We start from the raw sequence: 13859 nt of genomic DNA on the forward strand, positions 1-13859 counted from the left end.
GCCGTGTTGCATGAATGAGCGTGATCGGCGAACTATTCGAGGAGTCTGAGGACGTGTCATCCCTGAAGTCCCTGCCACCACTGGTCGAACCGGCCGCGGAGCTGACCAGGGACGAGGTCGCTCGCTACAGCCGCCATCTGATCATCCCCGACCTCGGGGTGGACGGTCAGAAGCGGCTCAAGAACGCCAAGGTGCTCGTGATCGGAGCGGGCGGGCTCGGTTCCCCCGCGCTGCTGTATCTGGCCGCGGCCGGCGTCGGCACCCTCGGCATCGTGGAGTTCGACGAGGTCGATGCCTCGAATCTGCAACGCCAGATCATCCACGGCGAATCCGATATCGGGCGTCCCAAGGCCGACAGCGCGCGCGACTCCATCCTGGAGATCAACTCCGGAATCGATGTGCGGCTGCACAAGTTCCGCCTCGACAACGACAACGCGGTGGAGCTGTTCTCCCAGTACGACCTGATCGTCGACGGCACCGACAACTTCGCCACCCGCTACCTGGTCAACGACGCCGCGGTGCTCGCCGGTAAGCCCTACGTGTGGGGTTCGATCTACCGGTTCGAGGGTCAGGTGTCGGTGTTCTGGGAGGACGCCCCCGACGGCCGCGGCATCAACTACCGCGACCTCTACCCCGAGGCCCCGCCGCCGGGCATGGTCCCCTCCTGCGCCGAGGGCGGCGTGCTGGGCGTGCTGTGCGCGTCCATCGGTTCGATCATGGTCACCGAGGCGATCAAGCTGCTCACCGGCATCGGCGAACCGCTGCTCGGCCGCCTGATGGTCTACGACGCGCTGGACATGACCTACCGGACCATCAAGTTGCGCCGCGACCCGCAGCGCCAGCCCATCACCGAACTCATCGACTACGACGCGTTCTGCGGCGTGGTCTCCGAGGAGGGCCAGGCCGCCGCCGCGGGCTCGACCGTCACCGCTCGCGAGCTCAAGGAGATGCTCGACGCGGGTAAGGACGTCGCCATCGTCGACGTGCGCGAGCCGGTCGAATGGGACATCGTCCGCATCGACGGCGCGACCCTGATCCCCAAGGACCGCATCCTCTCCGGCGAGGCCCTCTCCGAACTCCCGCAGAACCGCCCGATCGTCCTGCACTGCAAGACCGGCATCCGGTCCGCCGAGGCCCTCGCCGCCCTCAAGCGCGCGGGCTTCTCCGACGCCACCCACCTCCAGGGCGGAATCATCGCCTGGGCCAAGCAGATCGACCCCTCCCTGCCGGTGTACTGATCCCTCCCGGCGTCCCGGCGTCTCCCACCGGGACACCGGGGCGGTCTACCTTTCGCTCGCGGGTCGGAGACACCCTCGTGTCCCGGTGTGGTGACGACCGGCGCGGCGGCGGGACTGGACAAAGACCCGGGAGTACGGTACCGCCGTGACTTCTGTGGAACCGCCCGAGCATGTGCGCGCCACGTTCGGGCTTCGCGAAGAAACCCCGGTCGCCCTTGGTGATTGGGACGGCGGCTGGCGCTGCGGCGACGTGGTGCTGAGCCCGGTGGCCGATCACGCGCGCGCCGCGTGGTCGGCCAAGGTGCGCGAGACGATGAAGGTGGACGGCCTGCGGCTCGCGCGCCCGGTGCGCGCCACCGACGGGCGGTACGTGGTCTCGGGCTGGCGGGCCGACACCTACGTCGAGGGCACCCCCGAACCGCGCCACGACGAGGTGGTCTCGGTCTCGCTGCGCCTGCACAAGACGACCGCGGCCCTGGACCGCCCGCGTTTTCTGGCCCAGCAGCCGATCGCCCCCTGGGTCGACGTGGACGTCTTCGTCGCCGCGGATCGCGCGGCGTGGGAGCCGGTTCCGTTGCGCAGCTTGAAGATCGGCGGCATGCTCCCGGTCACCTCGCCCGACGGACAACGCAGCCTGGAGATGCTCGCCCAGCTCGCCACCCTGCGCAGACCGGTGCAGACCCCGCCGCAGCTGGTGCACGGCGACCTGTTCGGCACGGTGCTGTTCGCCGGGGCGCAGACGCCGGGCCTGACCGACATCACCCCCTACTGGCGGCCCGCGCCCTGGGCCGCCGGGGTCATCGTGGTCGACGCCCTGTCCTGGGGCGGCGCCGACGACGGCCTGCTGCAACGCTGGAGCGAACTGCCCGAATGGCCTCAGATGGTGTTGCGCGCGGTCATGTTCCGCCTCGCGGTCCACGCCCTGCACCCGCGCTCCACCCCCGAGGCGTTCCCGGGCCTGGCCCGCACGGCCGATATGATCCGCTTCCTGCTCTGAGTCGTTCCGAAAGCGTTGTCCCGCAACGGGAGTCGCACCGCGCCGCGCCGGGCCCCCCGAAGCGGTTGCCCGGCACGGCCTTCCACGCCCTACACGTTCGCGTACGCCAGCGACGGCGCCCGGTTCACCGCGAACGAGGACCGCAGGTAGAACCACCAGGTCACGCTCGCCATCACCAGGAACGCCACCGCGTACGCCCAGAACGCCGGATTCATCGACCCGAAGTGGTTGTTGGACAACCGAAGCGCCTGCTGCAACACCCAGCCGCCCGCGGCCCCGACCGCGCCCACCACGCCGATCGCCGCCCCGGCCTGCCGCTTGGCCGTCACCAGCGCCGCGGCCGCGTCCTGCCCGCTCTCGGCGGCCCGGCGCTTGACCGCCGCCGCGAAGATCGACGGGATCATCCGGTAGGTCGACCCGTTGCCGATGCCGGTCAGCACGAACAACAGCAGGAACGAGATCAGGTACAGCGGGAAGTTGTCCGCCGCCAGCGACGCCATGATCAGCGCGGTCGCCACCGCCATGCCCACGAACACGTACAGCGTGATCCGCGCCCCGGTGAACCGGTCGGAGATCCACCCGCCGAACGGACGGCTCAGCGATCCCACGAACGCCCCCAGGAACGCGAGATTGCCGATCGTGCTCATCCATCCGATCTTCGCCAACTCCGGGAAATTGGCCTTGAGCAGCGTCGGGAACGCGAAGGAGAACCCGATGAACGAGCCGAACGTGCCGATGTAGAGCAGCGCCATCACCCACGTATGCGGATTGGTCAGCGCCAGTTTGTAGGACGACCCGTCGGCCTTGGCGTGCCGGATCGAGTCCATGTACCGCAACGCCCCGAACATGGCGATCAGGATGAACGGAATCCACATCAGCGTCGCCAGCGTGATGCCGAAGCGGTACCCGCCCGGATCCTTGGCCATGATGTGCGTGCCGAGCGTGATGATCAACGGTACGAACAACTGCGTCTGCGCCACACCGAGATTGCCGCCCGCCGCGTTGATCCCCAGCGCCGCGCCCTTCTTCCCCTCCGGATAGAAGAAGTTGATATTGGCCATCGAGGACGAGAAGTTGCCGCCGCCCACACCGGCCAGCGCGGCCAGGATCATGAACACCCAGAACGGGGTGTCAGGCTTGTTGACGAAATACGCCAGCCCCAGCGTCGGGATGAGCAGCATGCCCGCGCTGAACACGGTGAACGCCCGCCCGCCGAACTTCGGGATGGCGAAGGTGTAGGGCACCCGCAACGCCGCGCCCACCAGCGTGGGCGTGGAGGTCAGCAGCAGCGAATTGCCCACGGCCACAGCGTTTCCCTTGCCGAGGCCGTCGAGGAAGTGGAAGCCCGCGGGGCCCATGGCGGTCACGACGCTGGCCCACAGCACCCAGATGCTGAAGCCCAGGTTCTCGGCGAACACCGAGAACATCAGATTCTTGCGGGCGGTGCGCTTTCCGCCACTCTCCCAGAAGGTTTCGTCGTCCGGTTCCCAGCGGTCGAGCCAGCGGCCGCGGGCTCGATGGGTGAAGGTGTCGGTACGGTCTACGGCGTCGGTGGACATCGGCGCTTCCTCTCGAGCGGGAATACGACCGCCCTCATCGTGGTCCGGCGATCGGCATTACCGTACGAACGGGCCGTTACACCGATTTCACCCGCGATGACGATCGGGCCAATTCTGGCTCACAGTTCCACGCGACGCGCTGTGAAGTCGTTCAGCGGTCCGGATATTCGGCCATCAGCGTGCCGAAGAAGCAGTTCGCCACCCGCGCGGCCCGTTCCGGATCGCCCTCGACGACCGCGGTCACCAGCTCCTCGTGCTCGGCGTGATAGTCCTCGTCCGACCGCGCCGAACTCGACCGGATCGCCTCGGCGATCACCGGCAGCAGCGAATCGTAGAACTCCAGATACACCGCGTTGTGGCTGGCGACCACGATCGCCCGATGCAGTTGCACGTCGGTGTCGATGGATTCCTGTGACTGCGGGCCGTGCTCGGCCCAGGTGCGCATGCGCGCCTCCAGCAGCCGGGTCAGATTCGCGATGTCGTTCTCGTCGCGGCGCTCGGCGGCCAGGCGCGCGGCGGTGGTGTCGAGGGCCTGGCGCAGTTCGAGGATGTCGCGGGTGACGGCGTCGGCGAAGTACTTGGTGAGCGTGTTGCCCAGATCCGAGGTCGCGATCACGTAGGTGCCCGAGCCCTGGCGGCGTTCGAGCATGCCCGCGTGCACGAGCGCCTGCACGGCCTCGCGGACGGTGTTGCGCCCGGTGCCGGTCAATTCGGTGAGTTCCGGCTCGGTCGGGATCCGGGTGCCCACCGGCCAACGGCCGGAACGGATTTCGGCACGCAGCTGCTCGGTCACCTGAGCGATGAGGCTGGTGCGGCGCACGGGTTGCACGTGTGAAGGGTACCCCGCATCACATTTCTTGCCGCATTACATCCAATCATCCTATGATTTTTCGGTGACCGTAACCGCCGAGCAGACCCTCGAACGCCCACCGCTACGTCGCCGTTCCCTCGTCGAGGGGCGGCTGCTCGTCCTCGCGGCGATCGTCGTCTCGGCGGCCACCCTGCGCATCGCGGTCACCGCGTTCAGCCCGCTGGCCGAGCGGATCGGCCAGGACATCGGCTATTCGACCGCGGTGGTCGGCGTGTTCGGCATGATCCCCACCGCCATGTTCGCCTTCGCGGGCATCCTCACCCCGATCCTCGAACGCCGCTTCGGCCTCGAACGCACCGCCCTGATCGCCATGCTGGCCGTCGGCGCGGGTCAGGCCGTGCGCGCGATCGTGCCCGACACCTGGGAGCTGCTGGCGTTCTCCGCGTTCGCGCTGGCCGGGATGGGCGTCGGCAATGTGGTGATCCCGCCGCTGGTCAAGCGGTACTTCGCCGATCGGGTCGGGGTGCTCAGCTCGCTCTACATCGTGATGGTCCAGCTGGGCACGGTCGTGCCCGCCCTGATCACCGTGCCGGTCGCCGACGCCTACGGCTGGCGGCTGTCGCTGGGCATGTGGGCGGTGCTCGGCTTCGTCGCGGTGCTGCCGTGGCTGGGCGTGCTGCGCGCGCGGCGCGGCCGGGACGGCGAGGACATCAGCGCGGTGCCGCAGCCGGGCGAGGCCGCGGGCCGGGTCTGGCGGTCCCCGCTGGCGTGGGGGATGGCGGGCATGTTCGGCATGACCTCGCTGACCACCTACGCCGTATTCGCCTGGCTGCCCAAGATTTTCGCGGAGGCCGGGGCCAGCGAGGCGTTCGGCGGCACCATGGTCGGCATCTTCGCGCTCATCGGCCTGGTCGCGGCGCTGAGCGCGCCCGCGGTCACCGCGCGGGTGCGCAATCCGTTCCCGATCGTGGTGGCGTGCGCGCTGCTGTTCTTCGTGTCCTTCGCGGGGCTGCTGTTCGCGCCGATGAGCGCGCCGCTGCTGTGGGTGATCCTGCTGGGCCTGGGCCCGAGCACCTTCCCGATGGCGTTGACGCTGATCAATCTGCGCACCCGCACCCAGGCCGGGTCGGCGGCGCTGTCCGGCTTCACCCAGGGCGTCGGTTACGCGGTCGCGTGCGTGGGCCCGCTGATGTTCGGTCTGCTGCACGATGTGAGCCACGGGTGGGCCGCGCCGTTCGCGCTGCTGTGTGTCGCGGTGGTCGTGTTGTTGGTCGGCGCGTGGCAGGCGTGCAAACCCTGTGTGCTCGAGGATACTTGGAACTGACCGGTCTCACACGGCCGCACCGCCCGTGACGGGCGGTTGGTCATGCGCGGAAACCGTTGTGTCACATGGCTGAAACATAATCCGCTTCTCACGGGCCCGGCCGCGCGGTCGTGAGCAACCGTTGACTCGACGGTCATTTCGCGCAGCATCGGCGCAATACCGGTTTCCTACCTTGGGGTCTCGACGACAAGTTGGGAGGCCGGTTTTGAGCACGCTGACGCGTAACCGCGACATCGAGCACTGGGACGCCGAGGACGTCGCCGCCTGGGAGGCGGGCGGCAAGAACATCGCGCGCCGGAATCTGATCTGGTCGGTGTTCGCCGAGCACGTCGGATTCTCGGTGTGGTCGATCTGGTCGGTGATGGTGCTGTTCATGCCGACCGACGTGTTCCACATCGACGCGGCGGGCAAATTCTTCCTGGGCGCGGTCCCGACCCTGGTCGGCGGCGTGCTGCGGATCCCCTACACCGTGGCCACGGCCAAGTTCGGCGGGCGCAACTGGACGATCTTCAGCGCGCTGGCGCTGCTGGTGCCGACCGCGCTGACGCTGTACTTCATCAACCAGCCGGGCACCTCGTTCACGACGTTCCTGATCGTGGGCGCGTTCGCGGGCCTCGGCGGCGGCAACTTCGCCTCCTCGATGGCCAATATCAACGTCTTCTACCCGCAGCGGCTCAAGGGCTGGGCGCTGGGCCTGAACGCGGGCGGCGGCAACATTGGCGTGCCGGTGATCCAGCTGATCGGACTGGCCGTCATCGCCGCGCTGGGCAACGCCTACGGCAACGCCTCGGTGGTGTGCCTGGTGTACCTGGTGTTCATCGTGATCGCCGCGACCGGCGCCGCGCTGTTCATGGACAACGTGCGCAACCAGAAGGCCGATTACTCCTACATGTGGACCGCGCTGAAGGTTCCGCAGTCGTGGGCCATCGCCTTCCTCTACATCGGCACCTTCGGCTCGTTCATCGGCTACGGCTTCGCCTTCGGTCAGGTGTTGCAGGTGAGCTTCCTCGCCGGGGGCGACAAGCCCGCGCAGGCCGCGCTGCACGCCGCGCAGATCGCGTTCATCGGACCGCTGCTCGGTTCGCTGGCCCGCCCCTACGGCGGCAAATGGGCCGACCGCTTCGGCGGCGCGCGGGTGACCCTGGCCGGTTTCTCGGTCATGATGGTCGCGGCCATCGTGGTCGCCGGGGCGAGCACGGCCGCCGACCGCAACGGCCACGTGCCCACCGGGGCGGTGATGACCGCGCTGGTCGCCGGATTCATCGCGCTGTTCGTGGTCTCGGGCATCGGCAACGGCGCCGTCACCAAGATCATCCCGTCCGTCTTCGCCGCGAAAGCCCAAGGGCTGGAACTGAATTCGGCCGAGAAGGCGGCGTGGTCGCAGAACACCTCGGGCGCGCTGATCGGATTCGTCGGCGCGATCGGCGCCCTGGGGGGCGTCGCGATCAACCTGGTGCTGCGCTCGTCCTACGCCTCCACCAAATCCGCCACCACCGCGTTCTGGGTGTTCACCGCCTTCTATGTGCTGTGCGCGGCGGTCTGCTGGGCGGTGTTCCTGCGCCGCCCGCGCGGCGAATCGAGCGTGGTCACCGAGGCCGAGGAGCTGGTGATCGCCGCCGAGAGCGGAAAGCCCGTGTCGCACACCGATTCCGCCGACGCCCCCGTCCGGGCCTGACCGAGATCCCCAGGGAGGACGCAATGAAGGACACCCAGCGCAAGACCGTGGTGGTCGTCGGTCACGGCATGGTCGGCCACCGCTTCGTCGAGGCCCTGCGCTCGCGCGACACCGAGGGGCAGTGGCAGGTGGTCGTGCTGAGCGAGGAGCCGCGCGCGGCGTACGACCGGGTCGGCCTGTCGTCGTACGTCGGCGCGTGGGACGCGACCGCGCTCGCGCTGCCCGGCAACGAGTACGCCGGTGACGACCTGGTGGAACTGCGCCTGGGCGAGCGGGCCGAGAACATCGACCGCGACGGCCGCAAGATCACCACCTCCGGCGGCGACGTGATCGGTTACGACGCAGTGGTTCTGGCGACCGGCTCGTACGCCTTCGTGCCGCCGGTGCCCGGCCACGACCGCCCGGAATGCTTCGTCTACCGCACCATCGAGGATCTCGACGGCATCCGCGCCGCGGCCCAGGCCGCCGGACCGGGCGCGGTCGGCGTGGTCGTCGGCGGCGGCCTGCTCGGCCTGGAGGCCGCGAACGCGTTGCGGCTCATGGGCATGACCCCGCACGTCGTCGAGTTCGCGCCGCGGCTGATGCCCGCGCAGGTCGACGAGGGCGGCGGCGCGATCCTCGAACGCCTGGTCTCCGATCTGGGCCTGCACGTGCACACCGGCGTCGGCACCGCCGCGATCGAACCCGCTGAAGACGGTGCGGGCCTGCGGGTCTCGCTGTCCGACGAATCGGTCATCGACGCCTCGCTGGTGGTCTTCTCCGCCGGTATCCGCCCGCGCGACGAGATCGCCCGCACCGCGGGCCTCGAGGTCGGCGCGCGCGGCGGCGTGGTGACGGATCTGGGCCTGCGGACCTCGGATCCGAACATCTACGCGGTCGGCGAGGTCGCCGCCGTCGAGGGCGTCTGCTACGGCCTGGTCGCCCCCGGCTACACCACCGCCGAGATCGTGGCGGACCGATTGCTCGGCGGCACCGGCGAATTCCCGGGCGCGGACCTGTCGACCAAACTGAAGCTGCTCGGCGTGGACGTGGCCTCGTTCGGCGACGCGCACGCGACCACCGAGGGCGCGCTGTCGGTCGTGCTGCACGACGCGGCCAAGGGCACCTACGCCAAACTCGTGGTCTCCGACGACGCCAAGACGCTGCTGGGCGGCATCCTGGTCGGCGACGCCTCGGCCTACGCGGCGCTGCGCCCGCTGGTCGGCAGCGAACTGCCCGCCGAACCGGCCGCGCTGATCTCGCCCGCCGGGGCCGAACTCGGCGCTGACGCGCTGCCCGACGACGCGCAGATCTGCTCCTGCAACAACGTCTCCAAGGGCGCGATCTGCGGGGCCATCGCCGAGGGCGCCTGCGATATCGCGGGCATCAAGAGCTGTACGTCGGCGGGGACGTCCTGCGGCGGCTGCGTGCCGATGCTGAAGAAGCTGCTCGAGCAGTCCGGCGTCGAGATGTCGAGCGCGCTGTGCGAGCACTTCAGCCAGTCGCGTCAGGAGCTGTTCCACATCGTGGCCAGCACCGGCATCCGCAAGTTCTCCGAACTGATCGCCCGCTACGGCACCGGAATGGGTTGCGACATCTGCAAACCCGCGGTCGCGTCGATCCTGGCCTCCACCTCGAACGAGCACATCCTCGACGGCGAGCAGGCCGCCCTGCAGGACACCAACGACCACTTCCTGGCCAACCTCCAGAAGAACGGCACCTACTCGGTCGTGCCGCGGATGCCCGGCGGCGAGGTCACCGCCGACCAGCTGATCACGATCGGTCAGATCGCCAAGGACTTCGGCCTGTATCTGAAGGTCACCGGCGGGCAGCGCATCGACCTGTTCGGGGCGCGCGTGGAGCAGCTGCCGGTGATCTGGCAGCGGCTGGTCGACGCGGGCATGGAATCCGGTCACGCGTATGGCAAGTCGCTGCGCACGGTCAAGAGCTGCGTGGGTTCGACCTGGTGCCGGTACGGTCAGCAGGATTCGGTCGGCATGGCCGTGCTGCTGGAGAAGCGCTACCGCGGCCTGCGCTCGCCGCACAAGCTGAAGCTGGGCGTGTCCGGATGCGCCCGCGAATGCGCCGAGGCGCGCGGCAAGGACGTCGGCGTCATCGCCACCGAGAACGGCTGGAACCTCTACGTCGGCGGTAACGGCGGCCTCACACCCAGGCACGCGGTGCTGCTCGCCGGTGACCTCGACGACGAGACGCTGATCCGCTACATCGACCGGTACCTGATGTTCTACATCCGCACCGCCGACCGGTTGCAGCGCACCGCCGCGTGGCAGGAGTCGCTCGACGGCGGCATCGACTACGTGCGGCAGGTGGTGTGCGAGGACTCCCTGGGCATCGCCACCGAACTCGAGGAGACCATGGCCCGCCACGTCGCCGGCTACCGCGACGAGTGGGCCGCGGTGCTCGACGATCCCGCCAAGCTCGCGCGGTTCGTATCCTTCGTCAACGCCCCCGAGCAGGCCGATCCCACGATCGCCTTCGACGACAGCGGTGAACGCAAGGTCCCCGTGCTGCTGGGCATGCCCGAGATCCCCGTCACAGCCGCCGCCACGGATGGGAAATAGGCGCGTAATCGCGTGGAAACAGGCCGCCGGTACCAATGGTTAAGGCGTTCGGAGGAGAATTACCGATGACCGTGCTCGACACACCAGGCATCGCCCAGGTCACCAGCACCGACTGGACCGCGGCGTGCCGCCTCGACTTCCTGATCCCCGGCCGCGGCGTCGCGGTGTTGCTGAAAGGTGGCCGGCAGGCCGCCCTGTTCCTGCTGCCCGACGGAACCCTCTCGGCCGTCGGCAATATCGACCCGTTCGGGCGCGCGGCGGTCATGTCGCGCGGCATCGTGGGCGATCGCGGCGGGGTGCCGATCGTGGCCTCGCCGCTGCTCAAGCAGGCGTTCTCGCTGCTCGACGGGCGGTGCCTGGACGATCCGGGGACGGCGCTACCGGTCTACGCGGTCCGGGTCGAGGACGGTCTGGTCCTGATCTCGGACGAACCCGTGGACTGTTACGGCGGTGACACCGCATGACCGCCACTCCCGCCGCGCCCGGCTGTCTCGAGGGCTTCACCATCGGCGTGACCGCCGCGCGCCGCGCCGAGGAGCTGGCCACGCTGCTGACCCGGCGCGGCGCGACGGTCGTGTCCGCCCCGGCGATCCGCATCATCCCGCTGGCCGACGACACCGAATTGGAGCGCGTCACAAGGGAATTGGTGGCCGACCCGCCCAAGATCACGGTCGCCACCACCGGTATCGGCTTCCGCGGCTGGATGGAGGCGGCCGAGGGCTGGGGTCTGGCCGAGGACCTGCGCGCCACGCTCGGCTCGACCCGGATGCTGGCCCGCGGCCCGAAGGCCAAGGGCGCCATCCGCGCCGCCGAACTGCGCGAGGAGTGGTCGCCCGCCTCGGAGTCCTCCGCCGAGGTGCTCGACCATCTGCTCGCCGAGGGCATCGAGGGCACCCGGATCGCGGTGCAGCTGCACGGCGCGACCACCGAGTGGGAGCCGGTTCCGGACTTCTGCGAGGTATTGCGTTGCGCCGGAGCCGATGTGGTGCCGGTGCCGGTGTATCGCTGGACCCCGCCGGAGGATCTGGTCCCGATGGACCGGATGATCGAATCGATCGTCACCTGCGCGCTGGACTGCGTCACCTTCACCAGCGCCCCGGCCGTGGCCTCGATCCTCATGCGCGCCAAGGGCACCGGGCTGCTCGACGCGGTGCTGCACGCGTTCCGCACCCGGGTGCTGCCCGCCTGCGTCGGCTCGATCACCGCCGCCCCGCTGGAACAGCTCGGCGTCACCACCTCCCAGCCCGGCCGCGCCCGCCTCGGCGCGCTGGCCCGGCACGTCGCCGAGGAACTTCCCCGGCGCGCCAACCGGATTCACGCCGCCGGGCATGTGCTGAGCGTGCGCGGCGGCTGCGTCGTCGTCGACGGCGAGGTGCGTCAGCTCGCCCCCGCCCCCATGGCCCTCATGCGCGCCCTGGCCCGTCAGCCCGGCCGCGTGGTGTCCCGGGAGGATCTGCTCGCCGCCCTGCCCGGCGGCGGCGACGACACACACGCCGTCGAAACCGGAATCGCCCGTCTCCGAGCGGGTCTCGGCACCCCCAAGGCCGTCCAGACCGTCGTCAAACGTGGCTACCGCCTGGCCCTGGACCCGGCCGAATGCGTCGACAACAACCCCCGCCCCCCGGTCAGCGGCTACAACCCGTCGCTCCGCCCGCCCCGCCCGGCCCCCCTCGCGGGCGTCTGACCCGGGCCCCCTCGGCCCCCACCGAAACCCGCAGGAGATCGCCATGACCGACCCGGCCCTCGTCCTGGTCGCCCACGGCACCAGAAGCACCCGCGGCGTCGAAATGGTCGCCGAACTCGCCGCCGCCGTCGCCCGCGAACTCACCACCCCCGTCCGCACCGCCTTCGTCGACGTCCTCGGGCCGTCTCCGGCCGAGGTACTGCGGGATCTGGCCGTCCACCCCGTGTGCCCCGCCACAGCCCCAACCTACGGCCCGGGCACGTCCCAACCCTTTGGCCCGGGCGCGGCCGAAACCTTTGGCCCGGGCGCGGCCCAAATCTTCGGCCGCGGCGCGGGCGAAACCTGTGGCCCCGGCACGGCCGAAACCTGTGGCCCCGGCACGCTTTTCGCCGGGGCAATCGTGGTCCCGGCCTTCCTGGCCTCGGGCTATCACGTCTATCAGGACGTACCCCGCGAGGTGGCGGAGAGTGGGCATCCGGCCGTCGCCGTCACTCCGGCGCTGGGACCGGATCCGGCCCTGGCGCGGATCATGCGGATTCGATTGCTGGCGGCGGGCTGGCGGCCGGGGGACGCGGTGGTGTTCGCGGCCGCCGGATCCTCCGATCCGCGGGCGCGGGCGGATGTGCGGCGGGCGGCCGATCTGCTGGCGGATCGGCTGGACACCCCGGTGCATCGGGCCTATATCGCCACCGGCGCTCCGCGTGTGGCGGATGTGGTTGCGCGGCTGCGGGATTCGGGGGAGCGGCGGGTGTTCATCGCGTCGTATCTGCTGGCGCACGGGCTGTTCCAGCAGCGGCTGCACGAGGCGGGCGCGGACGGGGTGGCCGAACCGATCGGGGTCCATCCCGCCGTGGTCCGGCTGCTCGCCGCCCGCTATCACACCGCCGCCCGGGAACTCGCCCCCGTGCGCTGACCCTCAGCGGGCCTCGACCGTCAGATCGCCGAAGGTGACGCTGCGGGTCATCGCGCGGTTCAGGAACTCGTGCGGGAAGCCGAGCTCCACCGCGCTGGCCCGTTCCAGCCGATCCACCTGCGCCGCATCGAATTCCACCTCGAGCGCGCCGAGATTGTCCTCCAGCTGCGCCGGGGTGCGCGCGCCGACGATGGGCGCGGTGACGGCCGGATTGCGCAGCGTCCAGGCCAGCGCCACCTGCGAGGGCGTCCGATTCAGTTCGGCGGCAACCTCTTTCACCACCTCCGCGATGTCCAGCCCGCGCTCGGTGAGCGACCCGTTGGCCAGCGCCACATTCTTGCGCGTGCCCTCCGGCGAGCCCACGGCCTCGCCGAGGTCGGCGCGGGTGTACTTTCCCGACAGCACCCCGCTGGCCAGCGGCGACCACGGCACCACGCCGAGCCCCATCTCCCGGGCCATCGGGATCAGATCGCGTTCCACGGTCCGCTCGATGAGGCTGTACTCGATCTGCAACGCCACCAGCGGCGACCAGCCGCGCAGATCCGCGATGGCCTGCATCCGCGAGACCTGCCAGGCGGGGGCGTCGGAGATCCCGACGTAGAGCACCTTGCCCTGGCGCACCAGATCGTCGAGCCCGCGCAGGATCTCCTCCACCGGGGTCCGGAAGTCCCAGGCGTGCAGGTAGAGAAGATCGATGTAATCCGTATTCAGTTGGCGCAGACTGTTTTCCACCGAGGCGAACATGCTCTTTCGGTGATTGCCGCCGGAGTTGGGATCGCCCGGCCGCCGCAGCATCGTGTATTTCGTTGCCAGCACCAGGCTTTCGCGATTGTCGCGGGTGAACTCGCCGAGCAGGCGCTCCGAGCTGCCCGCGGTGTACATGTTGGCGGTGTCGATGAAGTTCCCGCCCCGGTCGACGTAGAGGTCGAACAGTTTGCGGGCCTCGTCGGTGTCCGCGCCCCAGCCCCAGTCCGCGCCGAAGGTCATCGCGCCGAGCGCGAGCGGGGAGACCCGCAGTCCGGAACGTCCCAGCAGCCGGTAGGTGTCGAGGGTGAGCGACATCAGGTCCTCCTGTGTGGTTCTCGCTGTCGAATTCG

Annotated in this window: 11 protein-coding genes; 8 read left to right on the forward strand and 3 right to left on the reverse strand. The window is 69.7% G+C overall.

Features of this window, described 5'->3' with window-relative positions:
• Window positions 1–14: 14 nt before the first annotated feature.
• Window positions 15–1238, forward strand: a complete 1224-nt coding sequence (moeZ, locus tag ACFYTQ_RS22520; protein WP_387364084.1) for an adenylyltransferase/sulfurtransferase MoeZ — start codon at window positions 15–17, stop codon at window positions 1236–1238.
• A 145-nt stretch (window positions 1239–1383) separates the two neighbouring features.
• Complete coding sequence (locus ACFYTQ_RS22525) at window positions 1384–2235, forward strand: TIGR02569 family protein (protein WP_387364087.1); 852 nt, start codon at window positions 1384–1386, stop codon at window positions 2233–2235.
• 89 nt (window positions 2236–2324) lie between these two features.
• On the opposite strand, the gene ACFYTQ_RS22530 is transcribed toward ACFYTQ_RS22525, so the two are convergent.
• Together ACFYTQ_RS22530 and ACFYTQ_RS22535 are read right to left on the reverse strand one after the other, a co-directional pair.
• The gene (locus ACFYTQ_RS22530) at window positions 2325–3794 is read right to left on the reverse strand and encodes an MFS transporter (protein WP_387364090.1); all 1470 of its coding nucleotides are present in this window, start codon (window positions 3792–3794) and stop codon (window positions 2325–2327) included.
• 151 nt (window positions 3795–3945) lie between these two features.
• Window positions 3946–4623 carry a FadR/GntR family transcriptional regulator gene (locus ACFYTQ_RS22535; protein WP_387364093.1) on the reverse strand — a complete coding sequence of 226 codons (678 nt, stop codon included), beginning with the start codon at window positions 4621–4623 and terminating at the stop codon, window positions 3946–3948.
• 64 nt (window positions 4624–4687) lie between these two features.
• Here ACFYTQ_RS22535 and ACFYTQ_RS22540 point away from each other — a divergent pair, with 64 nt between their 5' ends.
• The 6 genes from ACFYTQ_RS22540 to ACFYTQ_RS22565 all read left to right on the forward strand — a co-directional run bounded on the left by ACFYTQ_RS22540 (window position 4688) and on the right by ACFYTQ_RS22565 (window position 12762).
• Entirely contained in the window at window positions 4688–5929 is a 1242-nt protein-coding gene (locus ACFYTQ_RS22540; RefSeq protein ID WP_387364096.1) for a CynX/NimT family MFS transporter, read from the forward strand.
• Between the two features lie 205 nt (window positions 5930–6134).
• Window positions 6135–7604, forward strand: a complete 1470-nt coding sequence (locus ACFYTQ_RS22545; protein ID WP_387364099.1) for a nitrate/nitrite transporter — start codon at window positions 6135–6137, stop codon at window positions 7602–7604.
• Window positions 7605–7627: 23 nt separating this feature from the next.
• Complete coding sequence (gene nirB, locus ACFYTQ_RS22550) at window positions 7628–10165, forward strand: nitrite reductase large subunit NirB (RefSeq protein WP_387364102.1); 2538 nt, start codon at window positions 7628–7630, stop codon at window positions 10163–10165.
• Window positions 10166–10230: 65 nt separating this feature from the next.
• Complete coding sequence (gene nirD, locus ACFYTQ_RS22555; RefSeq protein ID WP_387364104.1) at window positions 10231–10629, forward strand: nitrite reductase small subunit NirD; 399 nt, start codon at window positions 10231–10233, stop codon at window positions 10627–10629.
• A complete protein-coding gene (locus ACFYTQ_RS22560) occupies window positions 10626–11849 on the forward strand; it encodes a uroporphyrinogen-III synthase (RefSeq protein WP_387364107.1) in 1224 nt (407 codons plus the stop codon). The genes nirD and ACFYTQ_RS22560 overlap by 4 nt, the downstream gene beginning before the upstream one ends.
• 43 nt (window positions 11850–11892) lie before the next feature.
• Window positions 11893–12762, forward strand: a complete 870-nt coding sequence (locus ACFYTQ_RS22565; protein WP_387364110.1) for a sirohydrochlorin chelatase — start codon at window positions 11893–11895, stop codon at window positions 12760–12762.
• Between the two features lie 3 nt (window positions 12763–12765).
• Here the strand turns inward: ACFYTQ_RS22565 and ACFYTQ_RS22570 are convergent, their stop codons facing one another.
• Window positions 12766–13824 carry an aldo/keto reductase gene (locus tag ACFYTQ_RS22570; protein WP_387364113.1) on the reverse strand — a complete coding sequence of 353 codons (1059 nt, stop codon included), beginning with the start codon at window positions 13822–13824 and terminating at the stop codon, window positions 12766–12768.
• Window positions 13825–13859 lie beyond the last annotated feature (35 nt).

The organism is Nocardia sp. NPDC004068, assembly GCF_042874315.1.
Classification (GTDB): domain Bacteria; phylum Actinomycetota; class Actinomycetes; order Mycobacteriales; family Mycobacteriaceae; genus Nocardia.

What these genes read in the sequence shown, in the direction of transcription:
- ACFYTQ_RS22530 (WP_387364090.1), bottom strand. Translation starts at nt 3,794, where the DNA reads ATGTCCACCGACGCCGTAGACCGTACCGACACCTTCACCCATCGAGCC.
- nirB (WP_387364102.1), top strand. Translation starts at nt 7,628, where the DNA reads ATGAAGGACACCCAGCGCAAGACCGTGGTGGTCGTCGGTCACGGCATG.
- ACFYTQ_RS22565 (WP_387364110.1), top strand. Translation starts at nt 11,893, where the DNA reads ATGACCGACCCGGCCCTCGTCCTGGTCGCCCACGGCACCAGAAGCACC.
- nirD (WP_387364104.1), top strand. Translation starts at nt 10,231, where the DNA reads ATGACCGTGCTCGACACACCAGGCATCGCCCAGGTCACCAGCACCGAC.
- ACFYTQ_RS22570 (WP_387364113.1), bottom strand. Translation starts at nt 13,824, where the DNA reads ATGTCGCTCACCCTCGACACCTACCGGCTGCTGGGACGTTCCGGACTG.
- ACFYTQ_RS22560 (WP_387364107.1), top strand. Translation starts at nt 10,626, where the DNA reads ATGACCGCCACTCCCGCCGCGCCCGGCTGTCTCGAGGGCTTCACCATC.
- moeZ (WP_387364084.1), top strand. Translation starts at nt 15, where the DNA reads ATGAGCGTGATCGGCGAACTATTCGAGGAGTCTGAGGACGTGTCATCC.